The organism is Arcanobacterium pluranimalium (assembly GCF_016907845.1).
Taxonomy (GTDB): domain Bacteria; phylum Actinomycetota; class Actinomycetes; order Actinomycetales; family Actinomycetaceae; genus Arcanobacterium_A; species Arcanobacterium_A pluranimalium.
This window is the reverse complement of the sequence record NZ_JAFBCS010000001.1, coordinates 769,796-790,091: the sequence shown is the minus strand read 5'-3', so window position 1 is coordinate 790,091 and position 20,296 is coordinate 769,796. Positions and strand designations below refer to the sequence as shown.

Below are 20,296 nucleotides of genomic sequence, written 5' to 3'. Positions count from 1 at the left end.
CTCCCCAAAGCTTGCCACATCGTGCAAAACTAGAGTGTGTCCACCAACAAAGCCCCTAGCGCTATCCCGCCACATTTACCGCAACTAGCAGCGCAAACCACGCCGGAACACCCCTGGCCGCTGCGTCTGCTATCAGCAAAAATAGCAGAATACGTGCAGAAGATGTCTCGCCTGTGGGTCGAGGGCGAAATCATTACGCTCGTGCGCCGCCCCAATGCCAAACTTCAGTACTTCACCCTCGCCGACCTCGAAGAAAAAGTCTCGATCAACGTCAAAATCTTCACCCACAATCTTCCCGAAGGTATCGATCAAGGCTCGCGGGTAATTATCTGTGCCAAACCGGACTTTTGGACAGGAAACGGATCACTCACGCTTCATGCCGACGAAGTACGCGCAGTGGGCATTGGCGACATTCTGGCACGAATCGAGCAATTGAAGAATCGTCTCGCGGCCGAGGGCCTTTTCTCTCCACAGCGCAAGCAGCCCTTACCCTTCTTACCTCGGAAAATCGGCCTGATCTGTGGCCGCAACACCAAAGCGAAACACGACGTCGTCGTCAATGCTACTGCACGCTGGGCGGACGTCGATTTTGAGATCCGGGAAGTGCAGGTTCAGGGCAACGGATCCGTAGAAGCTATGCTCCCAGCCCTGGCCGAACTCGATTCGATTCCCGACGTCGATGTGATCGTTTTCGCCCGCGGCGGCGGTTCGGTTGAAGATCTTTTACCGTTCTCCGACGAGCGTCTAATACGTGGCGTCGCTGCAGCTCACACACCCGTCGTCTCCGCAATCGGTCACGAAACAGACAATCCCTTGCTCGATTACGTCGCCGACTTTCGCGCCTCGACGCCAACTGATGCAGCGCGAAAAATCGTGCCCGACGTCGTCGAAGAAAGAAACTCGCTGCGTGAAACAATCCGACGCGGACGTCTTAGCCTAGACAACCAGCTAAATCTGGCAAACCAGCAGGTCTCTCAGCTACGCAGCAATCCGACCTTCGCCCACCCTGAACGCATGCTCGACGTGCGAGCAGAAGAGCTTCACAACCTTGTCAACCTCAAACACATATTTTTTGAACGCAACATTTCCGAAAAACGTGCGGAATTAGATGCTTCAGTGGCACGTTTGCGGACTTTATCCCCACAATCTACCTTGAAACGTGGATACACTATTCTTCTAAAGTCCGATGGCTCATTGGTGCGTCAAACCACTGATGCGCCCCCACAAACGCAGCTCGATGCTCGGCTCGCCGATGGCACGATCCACCTTGTGGTAACAGGAAAAGAAAAGACAACCGAAATCGCGAGTCTGCACCAGCAGAATCCCCACCCCAAGAAATCACAGATAGGAGATGCACAATGACAGATCTCAGCCCCGCTGAACTCGACAAAAAAGTCGCAGCGCTCTCCTATGAAGAGGCGCGCTCTAAGCTCGTAGATATTGTGGCGCGCCTTGAGCAGGGAAATATCCCGCTCGAAGAATCACTTACGCTGTGGGAACTCGGTGAAGCCCTGGCCCGACGCTGTGAAGCCTGGCTCGATGGAGCACGTGCCCGCCTCGCCCGAGCCCAAGAACTAACACGCAAAGCCCAGTCTTCTGTTGACTCACCATCCCTTGAATCAGCAGCTAATTCTCAAGATCCGGAGAACGAACAATGACGATCCTCGTAATTGGTGAAGCCCTTATCGACATCTTCTACAATCAAGCAGGCGCAGAAATCGATCGTCGCCCCGGAGGATCTCCGATGAACGTGGCAATTGGTTTAGCACGTTTGGGTCGCGACACGTCCCTGCTCACCAGAATTGGCGACGACGCCGCTGGCGACTCCATCGTCGAGCATTGCGCCGCGGATCGCGTGCGTTTAGTCAATGGCTCAGTCACGTCGGAGCCAACTTCGCTCGCACACGCACATCTCGGTGCGGATGGCTCAGCGAGCTACACCTTTGAACTTCATTCGGACTACCCGATGCCACCGAGCGACGAGCACGAACAGGCTGACCTGCTTGAATGTGCACCGCGACTGGTTCATATTGGTTCCATTGGCGCTCACCTTGAACCGGGCGCGGCAGCCGTAAAAGAGTGGATCAAGTTCTATCGGCAAAAGTCTACGATCTCCTACGATCCGAACGTGCGTCTCGACGTCGTTGGGCCAGCTGAGAAGCTACGCGGCGAAGTTGAATCCATGCTTGAGTATGTAGACGTTTTCAAGGCAAGCAAAGAAGACCTTGAGTTCCTGTACGAAGATTTGGATCTCGACGTCGCCGTGGACGCGGTGCTCAACGCAGGCGTCGCCTTGGTTGTGATTACCGACGGCGGTGCAGGACTTCACCTCTACACCAAAGAACATCGTGTAACGGTTCCAGCTGTGAAAGTGGACGTCGTGGATACCGTGGGAGCTGGGGATTCTCTGATGTCGGCACTCATTGATGGACTTGGGCGACTCTCCGTCCTCGGCCGTGAGGAAGTCGATGCGATTCGCGGTCTTTCAAAGACTATGCTCACGACTCTCGGCTACTATGCAGCAACCGCAGCTAGCATTACCGTCACTCGCCGCGGAGCGAATCCTCCAAATCGCCAGGAGATTTCTGCACAATCGGAGAAGTACTCTCTCGCCGGGCTTTAGGATTCTAGGAGCACCAGCCCTCTGTTCTACGCGTGACCAATCACTTTGCGTGCGTAAAACTATTTTCCTCGGCGGCGCTCGCGCCGGGAGAAATCACGCAAAGCGCGCAAGAAGTCAGTGCGGCGGAAATCTGGCCAATACGTCTCGCAAAAGAAAAACTCGGTATGCACGGTTTGCCAGAGCATAAACCCGCTCATGCGCTGTTCGCCTGAGGTGCGAATGATCAGGTCAGGATCGGGTTGCCCGCGCGTATACATATGATTCGTAATATCTGCCGTCGTGAGGTTTTGAGCAACCTCGCTCAACGTCGCGCCACGTGATTCACATTCAAGCAGGTAATCACGCATTGCTTGAGTTATTTCTTGGCGTCCACCGTAGCCAATTGCCACATTCACAGTCACGCCATCAACGTTTGCACTGCGTTCTGCAGCTTGTAAGATACGCGAGGCAGCGGCGTCGGGAAGAAGGCTCATATCTCCGATCACCCGCAGTTTCCAACGCTTCGTTTGTGCCAAACTTTCCACTAAACGCACGATGATGTCCAGCAAATCGTCAAGTTCTTCTTGAGCGCGCGCCAAGTTTTCAGTCGAAAGCATCCATAGCGTGACGATGCCGATGCCGGATTCTTCGCACCATCCCAGTACTTCGCTGACGTGGTCGGCACCTCGTTTGTGCCCACTAGCAGCTGCTACACCGAGCGCTTTGGCCCAACGACGATTTCCATCCAAGATAATTCCCACATGGTGCGGTATCTGTGCGTCTGAAAGCTGCTTGCGCAAACGCCTTTCGTAGAGCGCATAGAGAAAACTAGGAATCCGCATTGAGCCTCCTTGCGATTCTCACATCAGGTGTACTTAAGCATACCTTGCGAATTGAAAGGAAACATCACGCGTCACTGCGGTAGTGTTAAAAGAAAGAGGATATAAACCTCTGATATTTTTCTTTTACCTGCTGAGGAGCTTTATGAGCCGAAACGATATGATCCAGAAAACTCGCACTCGCGGGTGGATCCATTTATGCACTGCTCCGCTCGCAGTGGCAAACTCGATCGTTTTGCTGTGTTTTTCTCCCAATACCGCTGTAGCCACGTCGTTTATTGTTTATGGCCTGGCAGCTTTGGCTCTTTTTGGCGGCTCAGCGCTCTATCATATCGGCAACTGGCAACCGAAAACGAAAGCCATCTTACGCCGAATGGATCACGCCAATATTTTCCTGCTCATTGCCGGCACTTATACCCCGCTATCGGTCATGCTCCTTGAACCTGGCCGTGCGAAACTCGTGCTTTCAATTGTGTGGATTGGCTCAGCGTTAGGCATTCTCATGCATATCTTCTGGCTAAATGCTCCACGCTGGCTATATGTGCTGCTATATATCCTGCTTGGCTGGGTGGCAGTGTGGTTCTTACCTGATTTTTGGAATTCTGGCGGCCCGGCGATCGTGTGGCTGCTTCTCGCAGGCGGACTTGCCTATACGATAGGCGCAATCTGTTATGCATTCCGCTGGCCCAATCCTTGGCCGTTGCATTTTGGTTTTCACGAATTTTTCCACTTGGGCACTGTTGCTGGATACGCCTGCCATGCGGTTGCCGTGTGGCTCGCGCTCAGCACAGTTTGGTGAGGCCCGTAGCTTCACCGCCTCGGGTTGTCACAGCTTCGCTGCGTCGGTTTCTTGTGCTGCACGTCTCACTCTCTTGTGATATTTTTTAGCTATCGAAGGGAGAAATAATGGCTAAAAAGAGCGGAAAACCTAATTCTTCAACCTCACAGTGGGCGCAATCTCCTCGCCAGGCATTACAAGTGGGCGAAGACTTCATTTTGGACGACTTTGATCGATCCAGCACCCCAGGATGGACTCTCGATAAAGACTCCGCAGAAGACTTCATGGCCAAGCGTGGCGAGTTAATGTCGGAGCTGCAAGAACGTCTCTTTGCAGCTGGTAAGTATGGCGATCAGCGGCGCGTTCTACTCGTGGTACAAGGCCTCGACACAGCCGGGAAAGGCGGGGTTGCCCGTCACGTGCTCGGCATGGTTGATCCGCAAGGCGTAGCCCTCGCCTCCTTTGGTGTGCCAACAAAAGAAGAAGCCTCGCACCATTTCTTGTGGCGAATTCGCCGCGCGCTACCAAAACCCGGCAGAATCGGACTTTTCGACCGCTCGCATTACGAAGATGTGCTCGTCCAGCGCGTTGAGAAGATCGTTGAGGAACCGGTTTGGCGCAAGCGCTACGGCGAGATCAACCGCTTCGAGAAGAAATTGGTGGACGACGGCGTCACGATTATCAAAGTGGCGCTCATGGTTTCACACGAAGAGCAGGCAGTTCGCCTTGCCGAGCGCATTGTGCGCCCAGATAAAAAGTGGAAGTATAATCCGAGCGATATCGATACGCGGCAAAAATGGGACGAATACCAGCAGGCTTATCAGGACGTTTTTGCGCAGACCTCCACCGAGTGGGCTCCTTGGTACGTTATCCCTGCAGATAACAAGTGGTATGCGCGCTTGGCCATCACGGAGCTGCTAGTGCAGGCACTGATCGACCTCGACCTCGATTGGCCTAAGCCGCGTTGGATTGAGGATGTGCAGTTGCGTCGTCTGAATGAAACGATGGACGACGCCGAAAACGAGCGCGTCACCAAAGCTCTCGACGGTTTGGCATCCGAGGTTTCAGAGGATCTCGCGGAGTTTTCTGCTGAGGTAGAAGCTGCCGACGACGACGCAGCAGGTAACAGCGGCGCGAAGCCTGGCGAGGCTGTTAGGGACGACGCCGCTGCCGCGGATAATAGCGCTACGTCCAGCACAAATACGCCCACGCCGGACAAGAAGAGCAAAAAGTCGAAGGCGGAGAAGCCGGAAAAAGCCGATAAAAAGAAATCCGATCGCAAAGAGGACAAAGACGGCAAGAAAAAGAAGAAGAAAGACGGCAAGTCCAAAAAGGGCAAGAAAAAGTGAGCAAATAGCTCACTGATTAAATAGCTCGTCAAACAGAGGATATTGGCTAAGTATTGGGAATACCGAACTTAGCCAATATCAATATGTCTTCAAACTAATGGCTCGACGCCCGGAACGCGGGCGAAAAGGTCGGCTTCGACGTCGTCTGGATCTCCAACCACACTGAACCCGAGCGTAAACTCTTCCCAAGGCCATATTTGCGCTTCGAGATCACGCGGCATGGCGAAAAAGAAGCCCTCCGGATCGATCTGGGTGGCGTGAGCGAGGAGTGCGGCGTCGCGCTGAGGGAAAAACTCATCCACGCGAATACGTGCGTCAATATGCTTTTCCGCCTGCTCGGATCGGCGCTCGATCCACGACCCGAACGGACTCTCAATGCCATTTTCGAGCATGGCTTCGTGAAAACGCGTCAATCGCTCCAATGTGAAAGTCACATCGTAATAGACCTTTGCCACCTGCCACGACTGCCCGAGTTCAGGGTGAAAAGTTGGATCAGCTGCTGCTTTCACAGCTGCCATCGTCACTTCGTGGGTGCGAATATGATCCGGATGAGGATATCCACCAGTTTCGTCGTAAGTTGTCACCACTTGTGGGCGAAAATCGCGTATTTCTTTGGTCAGACGACGCACCGGCTCGTCAATGTCTATGGCGGCGAAGCTTCCCTCGGGCAGCGGCGGGAGTGGATCCCCCTCGGGCAAGCCTGAGTCAACAAAGCCGAGCCACACGTGCTCAACTCCCAACGCCTGAGCGGCGGCACGCATTTCGCTTCTGCGCACATCGCCAATATTTGCTTTAATATCGGCCCGTTCGAGCAGCTGTGGATTAAGGATGTCTCCGCGTTCGCCACCAGTTAAAGTAACAACGCGCACGCGGCCCGCTGTGGCGTATTTTGCCATCATGCCTGCACCTTTCGATGATTCATCGTCTGGGTGTGCGTGAACTGCCATCAAACGGCGCTCTTCAATAGGCATGTGTTCCTCTCAGATAGTTGGGCATGCCCAGATTAACACATAGTTGAATATTTAATATCAGAATGACGCTTTGTTCACACGTAGGCTTGGTGGTAGGGTATGCCTTTGACACCTCACATGCCGCTGGGCATGTTTTTTGTTAGTCGTTGCAAATTCTCACCGGCTAACAGTCACTAAGAGAAGTAGGAGAACTCACATGGCTGATGCAACATGGCTTTCCCAAGAGAGCTTTGATCGTTTGTCTGCTGAGCTTGAGAGACTCAAGACCACCGGACGCACTGAAATCGCCGAGCGCATCGAAGCTGCTCGTTCTGAAGGCGATCTTCGTGAGAATGGTGGATACCAAGCTGCGCGTGAGGAACAGTCCAAGATGGAAGGTCGAATCCAGGAATTGACCTACCTGCTTGAGAATGCTGAAGTGGGCGAAGCTCCCACATCGCTTGAGGCAGTAGCTCCTGGGCTCGTTATCACAGCAAAAGTTAACGACACCGAGAAGCACTTCCTTTTGGGTTCACGCGAGGCCGCGCCAGATCTTGATATTGATGTGTATCCAGAATCTGCACCGCTCGGCTCGGCAATTATGGGTCTTAAAGTAGGCGATGAGACTTCATACGTAGCTCCCAATGGCAAGGAGTTCGCCGTGAAAGTTCTCAAGATCGAAACACTTTAAGTTATTGCTGACTATTCTCAGCTGCGGGCGTATTTCGAGTGGCGGAATACGCCCGTTCTTCTATTTTCCGGCACACTGGTTTTAGCTGCGTTTTAAGCTGGTGGTTTATGCTGTTAGTTTCAGTTGGCAGCTTTTACTGCTGGTTTAAACTGACGGTTCTGGCCAGTGGTTTTTAGACAGCGGTTTTTGGCACACGCCGAGTGCTGCTAGCTGAAACGAATTGTGACTAATTTGAGGAGAGAGACGTGTTTATTTTCCGCCCCGAACCCACGATGGTTTCAAAAGACGAGGCCTTGCCCGGCCGTGCAACACCAGTGCTGACGCACCCTCAACCTCATCTGGTGCTGGGAAGTGACCTACTTGCCGAGCCTAATTCTGAGCAGTCACTGCTATACCTTGCAGCGGGGTGTTATTGGGGCGTGGAGGAGATCTACTGGAAGATTCCGGGGGTAGTGAGCACAAGCGTGGGATTTATGGGCGGATATACACCAAATCCCACTTACCAAGAGGTTTGTACCGGGCAGACCGGACACACCGAAACGGTGCGCGTCGTCTTCAATGAAAACCAAGTAAGCACTGCACAAATCCTCAAAACGTTTTTCGAATGCCACGATCCCACCACACACAACCGCCAGGGAAACGACGTCGGCACGCAGTATCGCTCCGCGATTTTCATGACGACGCCGCAGCAGCGCGAGCTTGCACAGGCCATGTTGACGTCGTACGAAGCTGTGTTGCAAGAAGCACATGGGCAAGACGCGAAGATCGTGACAGAGATTTTGGATGCCCAAGATTACCCGTTCTACCTGGCTGAGGACGACCACCAGCAGTATCTTTACAAAAATCCGAACGGCTATAGGTGCCACACGAAATCAGGCATGGCATGCCCGCTACCGGGAAGTGGACCTTTGGCGAGCGAGAGTCAGTGATAGAGAGCCACTGATCAAAAGTGCTGGTCAGCGATAATGCTTGCTGCGGTAGACGTGTTGAGTGAGATAAAAGCGCGAGGGCAACCTCATACAGGCCTCATTTACAGCACTGTTATGCGGCGTTTTCGTTGATTCGGCGAACCCAGTAGACTTAAGACGAATATGCGATGAAAGGTATAAGAATGAATGTAGTTCTTCCAAGTGTGTCCGGTTCTTTTGGTGAAACTCCAGAATTGACGTTTCCTGCCGATGTTGAGGCACCAAAGGGTCTGCGGGTCGAGGTGCTTGAGCAAGGCAACGGACCAGTCGTAATGGCTGGTCAAGAGATCGAAGTAAACTATCACGGCCAGATCTGGAACGGCGATATTTTCGATTCGTCTTATTTCCGAGGCGAGCCAACTCGGTTCCCTATCGGAGTTGGAATGGTTATCCAAGGTTGGGATCAGGCAATTGTTGGTAAGCAGGTAGGCTCTCGTTTGCTGATCTCGGTTCCACCAGTCAAGGGATATGGCAAGAATGGCAATCCACGTGCGGGTATTTCAGGTACTGATGTGCTGGTATTTGTGGTGGACATTTTAGGCGCCCGCTGAATCATCCATGCGTGACGCAGTTGTGGGTGGCTTGGACGATGTCCAAGCCACCCACAACCACATCTAGTCACCGCAGAATTTAGCTTTTATGCCAACTCGCCTGCGGCACAGTCAATGAATTTAGTTCTATCGATCAGCCAAAATAGCAACGATTCGCAGAACCTCTACGTAGATCCACAGGATCGTCATGACGATGCCAATAGCGCACGTCCATGCAAACTGTGCCGGAGCACCGTTATTGATTGCATCTTGTACTGCCTCAAAATCAGCAATGAGGAAGTACGCAGCTACGAACAGCATCACCACACCAATGATGACGCCCAGTGGCATTCCACCAAAAGCACCATCAGTACGGAGATTCGTCCGAGTGAAGAGCATAAGACCCATATTGATGAACCCGAAAAGAATTCCACCAAGCGCAACGATCAAAACAATCTTGCGTCCACGCGGCGTCGTACGAATCGCGCCAGAGTAATGCAAGCCAAGCGTAACGGCCACAATCACGGCCGTAGCCAAAATTGCTTGGAGGGCAACACCTGGCAAGAAATAGTCCAGGTAACGAGTAAGGGAACCTAACGCGATTCCTTCGATTGCGGCGTAAGCAATCGCCATCCCAGGCTTCACCATCGGCTGGAAAGCGATAAACATACCGATTCCAAAAGCTACCAATGACCCACCAATGGCAAGCATCGGCATCGCGGTTATCGGGAAGAAAAGAATTGCCAACACGCCAGCGAAAATAGTCGTGCCAAGCAAAAGGGCAGTCTTATTCATCGCATCTGCATAAGTCATTCGATCCGCGTCAGCATAAGGCGAGTAGCTCTGCGCCTGCGCATCAACATAACCTTGCGGCGAGTACTGCTGCGAATAGTCCTCAGCATACTGTGTAGCCTGCGGATACTGATTTGGGAACTGGTTCGGGCGCTGCGCCGACTGCTTGAAGTATGGATTCCGATCCATTACTGGATTACTCAACGTAGACCTCCTACTGTCTATCAAGGAATGCCCTCGATTTCTACCTTTATTCTAGCCGCAATAGCGCAGCAAACACGACTCCACCCAAATCCACTCTCAGTGAACATCGCAAGCCCGATTCCCTTGTAATATCCCAGCTGTCAGGGAAAAACCCTGAGGAATTTTACAAGAAATTCAGGAAGCCCACTAAAAAATTCATCCCTGAGGAGGATACCGGCAAGCATTGAAGCACGCATAGAATATAAATAGGCAGAAGGTTTGCATTCGAGCGGCTGGAATTACTCATGGAAGGGTCACCAGCGGCTAACTGCAAATCTTCTGCCACGGCACTACGGCTTTCACATGCCGTATCACAATAAATATCCCCAATTCAGGAGCACACTGTGATAACAGTTGAACACCTATCCAAAACGTATGGAAAGAAAAAAGCAGTTGATGACCTGTCATTTACTGTGCGCTCAGGCAGCGTGACTGGATTCCTCGGCCCCAACGGCTCTGGCAAATCAACCACGATGCGCTGCATGCTCGGCCTTGATCGACCCACCGAAGGAGTCGCGCGTTTTAACGGGGTGGAATACACCAAACTCGACTCACCACTCTCAACAGTTGGCGCTCTCTTGGACGGAAAAGCCTTCCACCCAGGTCTTTCAGCACGGCAGCACCTATCAATCATCGCAAAAACTCACGGAATTTCACAGGCTCGCGTGAACGAAGTTCTCGAGCTTACCGGCATTGAATCCGTGGCGAAAAAGAAGCTCAAAGGCTTCTCTTTGGGTATGGGGCAACGTCTCGGAATCGCCGTCGCACTCCTCGCTGACCCAGAATTCCTCATCCTCGACGAACCCGTCAACGGTCTTGATCCCGACGGCGTGCGTTGGATTCGCCAGCTCATGCGCAACTTCGCCGCAGAAGGGCGCACAGTACTAGTCTCCTCCCACCTCATGAGTGAAATGGCTCTCACCGCCGACGACCTCGTGATCATCGGCCGCGGCAAACTCATTGCTTCTGGCCCGATTCAGAACTTCACCGAGGCTTCATCAAAGCGCACAATTCACCTTTCCGGCCCGAATCTCTCCGCCATTCTCGAAGCACTGAAAACGGCACATATTACGCATGTTGTGAACGACAGCCGCGCAAATTCCGCTGCTCCCACAGTAGAAATCACTGGTAGCGACCGCGCACACATCGGCCATCTCATGTATGAAAACAACATCGAGGTACATGAACTCTCCGAGAGCTTCTCCTCTTTGGAAGACATCTTCATGGAACTCACCGAAAGCGAGGGCGAATACCGCGTCGACAACGCCCACATACCAGGAGGCGCCCACGTATCGGAAGCCGCTCACCCGTCGGGAAGCGCGCACGCAGCAGGTGGCGCTACCACGCACGGAACGACGCCGGTGTCGTCACCATCGTCCACCGCACCCTCTGCTACCTCGTTCGTCTCAAACAAGATGGAGAACTAATAATGACTTCGACTGCGCAAATTACACGAACGACGGCACATCCGGTCAATCTTTTGCGCTCGGTAAACTCCGAGTTCTACAAGCTATGGTCGGCAAAACTTACTAAAATCACGTCGCTATTGGTGATCGCCCTTAGCTGTGCGCCCGTTATCGCAATTGTCCGTTTGGCGAACATTCCGCTTGACTCGAAGGTTATCTTCGGAACTTGGGGCTTGAGCGCAATATTTTTCCTGGTGATCGCAGTGGCTGCGGTGTCGGCAGAGTATTCACACAACACGATGCGCACCACCGTCCTCTCCGACCCCCGGCGCACGCGCGCATTTTTCGCCAAATTCCTGGCAGTAGTTGCGTACTCGCTCTTGTTGGCAATCGTTCTTGCAGCGGCTCTCATGACGTGTACTCTCCTGAGCAAAACGCCTATCAGCTTCTCCACCCAAGACATCGGCCCTATCTGCGCATTTCTTGGACTGTGCGTGGGAGTCGCGGTGATGGGACTCGGTTTCGGCTACTTTCTTCGCTCAACTGCTGGCGGCATCACAGCCGGCGTGATCGTCTTGCAGTTCCTCGGTCTACTCACCCTCATCCCCCTCGACTTCTTCCAAAAGACGCTCGTCTACTATTTGCCAGGAAATCTGGCGCAATACGCGATGAACGGCTCACTCATGATGCCGGGAGCAACCGAAACAAGCGTGCCGTACAACCAAGCAGGAGCATTAGGAATCTTTGTGCTCTACTCACTTGTTGTGCTTCTCACCGGACTGGTTCGATTCGCGAAGTCGGACGTATGAGGCACCTCGTTGGGTAACTCGCATTCGTAAGAATCCGCAAGCCTCGCAAATGAAACCACAGCGATCGGCGTCGTACTCAGTTAACTTGGGTGCGACGTCGGTTGCTTGCGCACGTTAGGACACATGCGACGACGAGAACCAAAGCTCCACACAACCCCGCGCACCGACGTTGCTCCCCTATATGCAACGTTTGTTTCGCCCGTAGCGGGCAAGCAGGCTCTCGATAAATAGCTCATGATAAATTGACGCAATGTACATCGATATCATCACCACGATTTTGGCAGTAGTTGCCTATGGCGTGGCGATAGCAGGAATTATCGTGCCGGTTCTGCCTGGAACTGCCCTGATCGTGGCGGCCACTTTTGTGTGGGCGCTGGTCGTGGGCGGGAGTGCCGGCTGGATTACTTTTGGCCTCGTGGCTCTGTTCAGCGCGATTGGAATCACTGCGAGCTATGTTTTAACAGGCAAACGGCTTAAAGCGGCGCAAGTTCCAAACTCGTCCATTCTGTGCGGCGTGTTCGGAGCAATCATCGGCTTCTTTGCAATCCCGGTTCTCGGAATATTTATTGGTTTCGCCGTGGGGCTGTTTCTAGCCGAAATGCGCAGGCAGGGCGACGGCGTGCGCGCGGCGTCGTCCACATGGCTCGCCCTCAAGTCCCTCGGCGTCGGAATACTCATTGAATTGGGAATGGCTTTTACTTCCGCAATCGTTTTTGCAATATCTTGCCTGATTTACTTCTTTGGAAACTGATCTTCGAGATTCACCGAACCACGGCATCGTAATAAAAAGGACCGAATATGTTGGCAGTATTAACAAGTGTAGGACTCTCAGCTGCGGCGGGACTCAATGCGTACATCCCTTTTCTCATCGTTGCACTGATCTCACGTTATACCGAGGTGTTCACGCTCCCCTCGCAATTTTCGTGGATCGAGTCGCCGTGGGCGATTGGAATTGGCGTATTACTGCTTCTGTTTGAAACCGTGCTCGACAAAATACCTGCCGTTGACTTCATCAACGACGTAGCAGGAAGTGCCATTCGCCCAGCTACTGGCGGCCTTATCTTTGCCGCTACCGCCGCCGCACAGCAAGTTGAGGAAAACTCCTCGCTGTTGGCAAATAATCCCTGGATCAGCGTTGTGCTGGGCGGACTCACCGCTGCTATCGTGCACGCCGGGAAAATGCTCAGCCGTCCGATAATCAACGTTTCCACCCTCGGAATTGGCGCGCCGGTGGTTTCGACCGTGGAGGATGGCACGTCATTTACGATGTCGCTTATCGCGATTTTCTTGCCAGTGTTGGTGCTGGTGATTTTGGCTGTGCTGCTCTTTGCGCTGTGGAAGATTCTGAGGTTCGTAGCGCGCCGACGACGGTCTGGGGCTGCGCGCTCGCATACTTCTGATCCGAATACTTCTGATCCGTACACTTCCGATCCGTACACTTCCGATCCGCGCGTCATTGACGGCGAAGCTGTGATTCACGACGACGCCGCAGGTCATGGCGAGATTCTCGAAGGAGAAATTGAAGATTAATACAAGGTAGCTTGCGCAGTGATTTATTACTTTCCTTTCCGGTTAAATATTGCTTTCGGAGAACTCGACTCACGCGCAATCCTTACACTTACATAGCAAATTGTTAAACTAGAAAACAGCATTCAACGCCAGGACTTTCGTAAGCGACATTGCTAAAACGGCATAGCTGGCATACTAAGTACGAAATATCTGATCAAAGGTGGTAAAGCTTGTCTTCACTAAACATTTACTGCGACGAAAGCACCCACCTGCCAAACGATGGCAAGCCGTTTATGGTTCTTGGAGCGATCACATGTCCTTCAGATCTATGTAGGAACGTTGCTGTGCGATTGAGAGAAATTCGTATTCGACACAATATTCGTCCGGATTTTGAACTCAAATGGACCAAAGTGTCTCCTGCGAAATTAGATTTTTACCTAGATGTTATTGACTACTTCTTCGATAACGACGATCTAAGTTTCCGGGCAATTGTGGCGCCTAAGGACACGCTCGACCACGAACGTTTCAACCAAACGCACGACGACTGGTACTACAAAATGATGTTTTACCTCGTCAAGAACGTATTACCAGCTCAAGAAGAAGCTTTCATATACTTTGACAAAAAGGATACTAACGGGTCAGAAAAAATCGAACAACTTCGATCTGTTATCGCAAACTCAGAATACGACTTCGACCGTCACAATATCCGTCGTATACAAATTGTGGAGTCTCACCACGTAGGGTTATTACAGCTTGCTGACTTGCTCATCGGCGCAATTAATTATGCAAACCGCGGGGACGAAACGAGCGCAGCAAAACTAAAGCTAATTGAACGGATTCGCGAGCGCTCAGGTATCTCTTTAACAAGAACTACGCTCCTTTCAGAAACAAAACTAAACGTCTTTCGATGGCGAGCGCAAGCATGACGCAAAAAAGTCACTTCCCAATCGAACCATCTTATGACCCCGATTCATCAAGTCTTGATGAATACATCGAAGAGCTTTATCAGGTATTTCTCAACGATCTGGTACTGCAGCCCTTGTACTGGAAAAGTAGTAGTAGCAAAGTTAGCTTCCGAAAACACCCCACAGTCGCTGGCCGCCACGCCGTTTTCTCACACATTATTACGGGTGGATCCCCTATTGAATCCCTCCGTCAAGTAGAGTTTCCGCGTTGCATAAGGATTCGCTGGATCCGGATCCTCGTCGAATTGTTTAATAAGGATTTTCCTCAAGAAGAACAAATTCGGTGGTGGATAGATACCAAACGTAGTTCCAATCCCCGCTATATCATTACGCGTCCGGATTATGACTACGTTGTTGTGATCGAAGAGCGTTTATCTTATGCCTTACTAGTGACGGCATACTACGCCGAACACCAACATCGACGCAGAAAACTTCAAAAAGACCATGATACGTATTGGAAAAAGCAAGAGCCGCCCACTAAGTGAACGGCTCCAGATACTCTTTCAACACTTGGTTGATGAGCTAACGTCAGTTTATCATCAAATTTCAAAAGTCTTACGAGTTATGAGAATAAACTCAACCTCAAATTATTAATGACTCTGAGTGCCCCCGGTGGGACTCGAACCCACACTGAACAGATTTTAAGTCTGCTGCCTCTGCCGATTGGGCTACGGGGGCGTGCAATTCACACTGTACAAGTGTACTCACGAATTCCTTGCTGAGAGAAATCGAGACATCGCAAAATATTCGCATTTCGTCTCATTCGTTAGCGAACTTACAAGTTTGCCGCAAAAGATACTAGAGTTACTTCTTAGTTAAGTATGGAAATGTTAAACTCGCCTTTACTATTTTCATTCAGCGCACGAATACACGTCACAATACGGAAGTGAGAATATAACTGTGTCTAAACGACCAACTCTCATCGGACGCTACCGCAGAGCTCTCCACAGCGAAACTTTCGCTGGTTTGATGTTAATTCTAGCGGCAGCGATCGCGTTGATCTGGGCAAACTTCCCTAGTGGCGCAGTGCGCGAAGCTTATGCCACAATCTCCGAAACTACCGTGGGTATTTCAGCGATTCACCTTAACCTCAGCCTGGCAGAATGGGCAGCTGACGGCCTCTTGGCGATCTTTTTCTTCGTCGTCGGCCTCGAACTCAAAGAAGAGTTCACAACTGGCTCACTACGCGACGTACGTCGTGCTCTCGTTCCGATCCTTGCCGCCGTCTGCGGAATGATCGGACCAATCCTCGTTTACGTGCTCATTCAACTTATCACTGGCTCGGGCAATTATGGCGGTTGGGCTGTGCCGGTAGCCACCGATATTGCATTTGCCCTCGCAGTACTCGGGCTTTTTGGCAAGGGTCTGCCACCAGCCATTCGTACATTTTTAATGACGCTCGCCGTGGTTGACGACCTCCTCGGCATCGTGCTCATTGCGGTATTCTTCGCTGGGAGCTTGAATTTTATTGCCTTAGCGCTCGCTGTGGCAGTTATCGCACTCTTCGGATTTCTCGTTCAAAAGCGCATTACCAAGGCGTATCTTTTGTGGCCGCTGGGCATACTCGCCTGGTATCTCATGCACCTTTCCGGTGTGCATGCAACCATTGCCGGCGTGGCATTAGGTATGGTTGTGCCTGCTATCCAGCGCAAATCTGAGCGCGAGTCACTCACCCATCACTTCGCATCAAAAATCGAGTTTTACTCGGCGGGATTCATCCTCCCTATCTTCGCTTTCTTCGCATCTGGTGTGAATGTGGTAGATACCGGCGGATTCCGGGAGATGATCGTTGATCCAGTGGCGATGGGAATTTACCTTGGTCTGCCGCTCGGAAAGATGCTCGGCATCAGCGGCGGTGTATTTATCATGGTGAAATTGTTTAAACTCAAGCTCGGACGTGGCGTCAACATGCTTGACATTTTGCCCGTCTCGCTCGTGGCAGGAATTGGTTTTACAGTTTCGCTGCTCATCGCCACGCTTTCATTCCCTGCCAGCGACCCCCACGAGCCACATTCGCGTATCGCCGTGCTTGTAGGCACGCTTCTCTCGGCTATCGTCGGTGGCGCGGTGCTCGCGGCGCGTTCGAAGTGGCGTAACCGGTATGCTGTGCGCACTGAAATCCATACGTCGATGAGTCCGAGCGACTAACAAGCCTTCGACGACGATGGTTCAATAGTTGTCCCAAATGACATATTGCGTTGCGCCACCGCAGATATTAGTGATGTAATAATACTGCATTATTTAACTCATACGCATAGAAAGGGCAATAATGTCGGAAAACTATGAGCAAGGAGGGATCACCCCCCCGCGATGAATTATCCAGCTCCAGGAGCTAAGCCAACAAGTGCCGGATTTGGCATCGCCAGTTTAGTCCTTGGAATTATCGCTATCCTCGGATCATTTATCCCTGTTCTCAATATTGGCTCAATAATTCTGGCTATCATCGGTCTCATCTTAGGCCTTGTCGGCTTGTCGAATATTAAAAAGGGTCGTGCACACGGCAAAGGAATGACAATTGTCGGCGTGGTTCTTTGTGTACTTTCCATAGTGATCGCAATTTTCTCGAATGTCGTCTTCACCAAAGCTGTTGATAAGGCAATTGAAGAGTCACGCCCCACCAACGTTGCCAAGTCTGAATCGACCACAAACGACAAATCTTCGGACGCCGCAAAAGACAAAGGCTCCGACTCTGGTAAAAATAAGTACAGCATTTCCGTTACTGGCACAAAGTTAACAACAGATTACTCAGGTGCACCTGCACTTCTTGTAACCTACGCATGGAAGAACCTATCCGACAAGGAAGCATCCTTCATCGTAGAATTCCGCGCAAAGGCCTTCCAGAATGGTGTTGAACTTGAATCTGCAATTGGTAAGGAACCTGGGCTTGGAGAGCAGCAGATGGCTTCCGTTCAGCCAGGCGCTGACCACCAAGTTGGTGTACTTTACAAGCTCAAGGATCAAAGCGAAGTCCAGATTCAGGTGAAGCCAACTTTCTCCTTTAGCGACGATAAGCTCATCGATCAGAAAGTGATGCCTAAGTAAAGCAACTTCGCGATGTAAGCATCGCTACGTGGCTGGAATGTCACTTGAAGCGAAGTAACAGTTCTTTGGTCCACACACCTTGGGGTGTTTTCCTAACTCTTTATGTTAGGAAAACACCCCAAAGCATTTTCAAACGTAGTAGCATCTCGATTCACATTTATTGTGCACTCTAGAATGTTTCAGTATTTGCACCTAGTATTTTGGCGCCTGCACGCTTGTGGCAGCCCACAGTGCTAAGCCATCGAGAATATCGTGCTCTGAGGTGGTCACATGCTCAAGAACATGCCCTGCTTCATCCATACGTTGAGCAATCCTCCGCACAACCTCTTGCCAAACCAAGGCTCCCGCATTGATCACATCCACCCTGCCAGGGTGCATAAAACCAAGTTTTTCACGCTCTTGCGCAGTAGACCGGATGAACCATTCACAAGCACGATCAGTTTCTTCAAGCGTTAAAGCCGTCCCGTGAATTCGCTTCGGATCATATTCATCAAGGCCAAGAGCCAACGCCGTAATCGTGGTAACACTACCAGCCAAGCCAATCACAGCTCGTGCTTGACCTAAATCAACCACTTCTTCGGCGCGATCAAGCCAATCACGAACATCAATACGCGCCGCCTGGATCTGTTGCTCCTGAAGCGGATCACTTTGCAAATGCCGCTCGTGCATACGCACGCACCCGACGTCCATCGAAAATGCGGAAATAATCTTTCCATCAGCAGTCCCCAAGGCGATCTCAGTAGAGCCACCGCCCAAATCGACCGCAATCAAGGGTGACGCCGATTCACATCCGCGAGCCGAAATCGCCCCCGCAAAACTGGTAGCTGCTTCCTCTTGCCCCGATAGCACCTGTGGCTCCACACCAAGAAGCGCCACGACGCCGTCGATAAACTCATCGCGGTTACGAGCGTCGCGAGTGGCCGATGTAGCAGCAAAACGAATCGATTCCACGCCATGATCGGCACACAACTGCGCGTATTCGCTCACTGTATCCAAGGTGCGCGCCAAAGCTGTAGCGTCAAATTCACCGGTACGATCAACTCCAGCACCGAGCCGCACAACCTTCATCGTGCGTACCACATCTGTTAATTCACCTGCGTGAGACTGTATACCAGTATCCGCAATCAGCAAACGAATCGAATTCGTTCCGCAATCAATTCCAGCAACTCTCATAACCACTACTTTGCCACACGCCTCCCGCCAAAAATCGTGGCGAGTACCGCTACCCTCAAATTCCTCGACTACAGCAAAATTATTCGTCGTCAGCTACGTCTTTGCAGCGGCAAACCTCAGGATCCCAACCCGCCATATCTAGCGCTTCGTCGCCAATCGGGCACACTCCGCGCCCAACCGCCAACGCATATCCTGCCAACGCATGCAGGCACTTCACACGATCAGGCATACCACCAGCAGATTTACCGCCGAGTTCTGGGATCACCTCAAGCAGATCGCGACGCTCCACATAGCTTTGGTGCGCTTGTTCATGGGAGGCGAGCAAATCGGCGTCGTTGTGCAAACGTTCATTAAAAGGAGCCATGCCACCTGCACTTTCGATGCGCGAAATCTCCTTCACCAGCGACGGAAGCGAAAGGTAAAACAGCGTTGGGAACGGGCTACCGTCTGGCAGACGCGGATACGTGATCGTCACCGCCGGAGCACCGCAGGCACAACGGGCGCCGATTCCCACCAGCCCGCGCGGATCGCGTCCAAGCTGCTCAGTGAGGATTTCCCGATCATTGCCGCCAACGAGCGAAGCGTTGCACGCAATCTTTTGCAGCAATTCAAGACTAATATCTCGCTTCTGTGAAACAGTCATTTTATCTCCATTTATGGCATCAGCTCAGGGAAATTGAGCAAAGCGCTACTTATTGTTATTGATAACGGGAACGTTTGAGGGGTTATCTACCGCGCCGGACTGGCCAGCAATAGAGATTGAATCCCACATCGTCATGTAGAAAGGTGTGGCCGCGCGCCGTTCTTTATTGAGCTCAGCGAGCTGTTCTTGCTCTTTTGGTTGCGCACCAGCTATCGCCTGCGGATCCACGGTGTAAAGAGTCTGACCAGGAAGAACGTAGCCGAGCCGCTGTCTTGCCTGCGACTGAATATACTGCGGGTCGTTCCACAGCGCCAGCTGCTGCTCCAGCTCTTGCACCCGCTCTTTTCGATGGTCAAGAGTCGAGAGCAACTCGCGCTTTTCTTCCTGCTGAGCGATATAACCGCGCAACGGGGAAGAAACCAGAAAGACGCCGATCATCACCGTCGCGATCACCAGAGCAAGTCGCAAGGAAAATTGCCGCGTTTTTTCCGAACCCGAGAGAACGACGTTCCAGTCGCGCCCAGATCGGCGGCGTTTCGACGACGACGTGGTGCCACTCGATTCGGAGACGGCTTCCGTGGTGCGAGCGTTTGCAGCCTGAGCTGCGCGAGTGCGTGTACTTGCGGTCTGCGCGGTTCGTGAGCGCGCGGGTGGCTGTTCACCGCGAACTGTGCGTGTGCGAGCCTCTGCCTTCCAAGCAGATGCCGCAGACGCTTGCTGGCCGCGTACTGGACGGACGTCTTGAGCTTGCCGTTCAGCATGCACTGGACGCGTGCCACGTGTAGGACGGGCACTATTCCCAGTTCGGGCTTCAGGCTGGCTTTGAGCACGGCGCGTCGTCTGCGTGTTGCGAGACGTTTGTTTGCCACGCGCTAGCCGCGTATTCGGTGTCGGCTCTGCACCCCGATTTGGCTGAGCTGCACGCGGATTGCGCGCTGAAGAATCGTTCCCCGATTTCGGTGAACGACGTGGTGCAGGTGGGCGCGAACTCATAGGACTAGTCTAAA

Annotated in this window: 22 protein-coding genes and 1 tRNA gene; 16 read left to right on the top strand and 7 right to left on the bottom strand. The window is 52.2% G+C overall.

Annotated elements, in window-relative coordinates; genetic code table 11:
* Window positions 1-36 precede the first annotated feature (36 nt).
* The 3 genes from xseA to JOD55_RS03285 are packed head-to-tail and all read left to right on the top strand — an operon-like array spanning window position 37 to window position 2,623.
* Complete coding sequence (gene xseA / locus JOD55_RS03295) at window positions 37-1,362, top strand: exodeoxyribonuclease VII large subunit (RefSeq protein WP_204398633.1); 1,326 nt, start codon at window positions 37-39, stop codon at window positions 1,360-1,362.
* Window positions 1,359-1,658: an exodeoxyribonuclease VII small subunit gene (locus JOD55_RS03290; protein WP_204398631.1), complete on the top strand. Its 300-nt coding sequence runs from the start codon at window positions 1,359-1,361 to the stop codon at window positions 1,656-1,658. The genes xseA and JOD55_RS03290 overlap by 4 nt, the downstream gene beginning before the upstream one ends.
* Window positions 1,655-2,623, top strand: coding sequence for a carbohydrate kinase family protein (locus JOD55_RS03285; RefSeq protein WP_204398629.1), 969 nt, complete (start codon window positions 1,655-1,657; stop codon window positions 2,621-2,623). The genes JOD55_RS03290 and JOD55_RS03285 overlap by 4 nt, the downstream gene beginning before the upstream one ends.
* Window positions 2,624-2,682: 59 nt before the next feature.
* Here JOD55_RS03285 and JOD55_RS03280 read toward each other — a convergent pair whose 3' ends face one another.
* Complete coding sequence (locus JOD55_RS03280) at window positions 2,683-3,444, bottom strand: isoprenyl transferase (protein WP_204398627.1); 762 nt, start codon at window positions 3,442-3,444, stop codon at window positions 2,683-2,685.
* Window positions 3,445-3,586: 142 nt separating this feature from the next.
* On the opposite strand from JOD55_RS03280, the gene trhA reads away from it, so the two are divergent.
* Complete coding sequence (gene trhA / locus JOD55_RS03275) at window positions 3,587-4,240, top strand: PAQR family membrane homeostasis protein TrhA (protein WP_204398625.1); 654 nt, start codon at window positions 3,587-3,589, stop codon at window positions 4,238-4,240.
* Between the two features lie 107 nt (window positions 4,241-4,347).
* Window positions 4,348-5,568 (top strand): PPK2 family polyphosphate kinase, encoded by a 1,221-nt coding sequence (locus tag JOD55_RS03270; RefSeq protein ID WP_204398624.1) that lies wholly within the window; start codon window positions 4,348-4,350, stop codon window positions 5,566-5,568.
* 89 nt (window positions 5,569-5,657) lie between these two features.
* Here the strand turns inward: JOD55_RS03270 and mca are convergent, their stop codons facing one another.
* A complete protein-coding gene (mca, locus tag JOD55_RS03265) occupies window positions 5,658-6,539 on the bottom strand; it encodes a mycothiol conjugate amidase Mca (RefSeq protein WP_204398622.1) in 882 nt (293 codons plus the stop codon).
* Between the two features lie 196 nt (window positions 6,540-6,735).
* On the opposite strand from mca, the gene greA reads away from it, so the two are divergent.
* The 3 genes from greA to JOD55_RS03250 all read left to right on the top strand — a co-directional run bounded on the left by greA (window position 6,736) and on the right by JOD55_RS03250 (window position 8,728).
* Window positions 6,736-7,209: a transcription elongation factor GreA gene (gene greA / locus JOD55_RS03260; RefSeq protein ID WP_204398615.1), complete on the top strand. Its 474-nt coding sequence runs from the start codon at window positions 6,736-6,738 to the stop codon at window positions 7,207-7,209.
* A 245-nt stretch (window positions 7,210-7,454) separates the two neighbouring features.
* Window positions 7,455-8,138: a peptide-methionine (S)-S-oxide reductase MsrA gene (gene msrA / locus JOD55_RS03255; RefSeq protein WP_204398613.1), complete on the top strand. Its 684-nt coding sequence runs from the start codon at window positions 7,455-7,457 to the stop codon at window positions 8,136-8,138.
* A 182-nt stretch (window positions 8,139-8,320) separates the two neighbouring features.
* Window positions 8,321-8,728 carry an FKBP-type peptidyl-prolyl cis-trans isomerase gene (locus JOD55_RS03250; RefSeq protein WP_204398610.1) on the top strand — a complete coding sequence of 136 codons (408 nt, stop codon included), beginning with the start codon at window positions 8,321-8,323 and terminating at the stop codon, window positions 8,726-8,728.
* Window positions 8,729-8,854: 126 nt separating this feature from the next.
* Here JOD55_RS03250 and JOD55_RS03245 read toward each other — a convergent pair whose 3' ends face one another.
* Window positions 8,855-9,703: a Bax inhibitor-1/YccA family protein gene (locus JOD55_RS03245; protein WP_204398608.1), complete on the bottom strand. Its 849-nt coding sequence runs from the start codon at window positions 9,701-9,703 to the stop codon at window positions 8,855-8,857.
* A 383-nt stretch (window positions 9,704-10,086) separates the two neighbouring features.
* Between JOD55_RS03245 and JOD55_RS03240 the strand changes: the two genes are divergently transcribed.
* The 6 genes from JOD55_RS03240 (at window position 10,087) to JOD55_RS03215 (ending at window position 14,916) form a co-directional block, all read left to right on the top strand.
* Window positions 10,087-11,169: an ATP-binding cassette domain-containing protein gene (locus JOD55_RS03240; RefSeq protein ID WP_204398606.1), complete on the top strand. Its 1,083-nt coding sequence runs from the start codon at window positions 10,087-10,089 to the stop codon at window positions 11,167-11,169.
* A gap of 2 nt (window positions 11,170-11,171) precedes the next feature.
* Window positions 11,172-11,957 carry an ABC transporter permease subunit gene (locus tag JOD55_RS03235; RefSeq protein ID WP_204398604.1) on the top strand — a complete coding sequence of 262 codons (786 nt, stop codon included), beginning with the start codon at window positions 11,172-11,174 and terminating at the stop codon, window positions 11,955-11,957.
* A gap of 250 nt (window positions 11,958-12,207) precedes the next feature.
* Window positions 12,208-12,708 carry a DUF456 domain-containing protein gene (locus tag JOD55_RS03230; RefSeq protein WP_204398602.1) on the top strand — a complete coding sequence of 167 codons (501 nt, stop codon included), beginning with the start codon at window positions 12,208-12,210 and terminating at the stop codon, window positions 12,706-12,708.
* A 47-nt stretch (window positions 12,709-12,755) separates the two neighbouring features.
* Window positions 12,756-13,487, top strand: a complete 732-nt coding sequence (locus JOD55_RS03225) for a DUF4126 domain-containing protein (RefSeq protein WP_204398601.1) — start codon at window positions 12,756-12,758, stop codon at window positions 13,485-13,487.
* A 209-nt stretch (window positions 13,488-13,696) separates the two neighbouring features.
* Window positions 13,697-14,392, top strand: coding sequence for a DUF3800 domain-containing protein (locus JOD55_RS03220; protein ID WP_204398600.1), 696 nt, complete (start codon window positions 13,697-13,699; stop codon window positions 14,390-14,392).
* Window positions 14,389-14,916 carry a hypothetical protein gene (locus JOD55_RS03215; RefSeq protein WP_204398599.1) on the top strand — a complete coding sequence of 176 codons (528 nt, stop codon included), beginning with the start codon at window positions 14,389-14,391 and terminating at the stop codon, window positions 14,914-14,916. Before JOD55_RS03220 ends, JOD55_RS03215 begins: the two co-directional genes overlap by 4 nt.
* Window positions 14,917-15,035: 119 nt before the next feature.
* Here JOD55_RS03215 and JOD55_RS03210 read toward each other — a convergent pair.
* Window positions 15,036-15,109, bottom strand: a tRNA-Leu gene (locus JOD55_RS03210).
* A gap of 222 nt (window positions 15,110-15,331) precedes the next feature.
* Between JOD55_RS03210 and nhaA the strand changes: the two genes are divergently transcribed.
* Together nhaA and JOD55_RS03200 are read left to right on the top strand one after the other, a co-directional pair.
* Window positions 15,332-16,579, top strand: a complete 1,248-nt coding sequence (nhaA, locus tag JOD55_RS03205) for a Na+/H+ antiporter NhaA (RefSeq protein WP_338022186.1) — start codon at window positions 15,332-15,334, stop codon at window positions 16,577-16,579.
* Between the two features lie 162 nt (window positions 16,580-16,741).
* Window positions 16,742-17,473, top strand: a complete 732-nt coding sequence (locus JOD55_RS03200; RefSeq protein WP_204398597.1) for a DUF5067 domain-containing protein — start codon at window positions 16,742-16,744, stop codon at window positions 17,471-17,473.
* Window positions 17,474-17,665: 192 nt separating this feature from the next.
* On the opposite strand, the gene JOD55_RS03195 is transcribed toward JOD55_RS03200, so the two are convergent.
* The 3 genes from JOD55_RS03195 to JOD55_RS03185 all read right to left on the bottom strand — a co-directional run bounded on the left by JOD55_RS03195 (window position 17,666) and on the right by JOD55_RS03185 (window position 20,282).
* Window positions 17,666-18,646 carry a Ppx/GppA phosphatase family protein gene (locus tag JOD55_RS03195; RefSeq protein ID WP_204398596.1) on the bottom strand — a complete coding sequence of 327 codons (981 nt, stop codon included), beginning with the start codon at window positions 18,644-18,646 and terminating at the stop codon, window positions 17,666-17,668.
* Between the two features lie 79 nt (window positions 18,647-18,725).
* Window positions 18,726-19,289 (bottom strand): DUF501 domain-containing protein, encoded by a 564-nt coding sequence (locus JOD55_RS03190; protein WP_204398595.1) that lies wholly within the window; start codon window positions 19,287-19,289, stop codon window positions 18,726-18,728.
* Window positions 19,290-19,334: 45 nt separating this feature from the next.
* Window positions 19,335-20,282: an FtsB family cell division protein gene (locus tag JOD55_RS03185; protein ID WP_204398594.1), complete on the bottom strand. Its 948-nt coding sequence runs from the start codon at window positions 20,280-20,282 to the stop codon at window positions 19,335-19,337.
* Window positions 20,283-20,296: the final 14 nt, after the last annotated feature.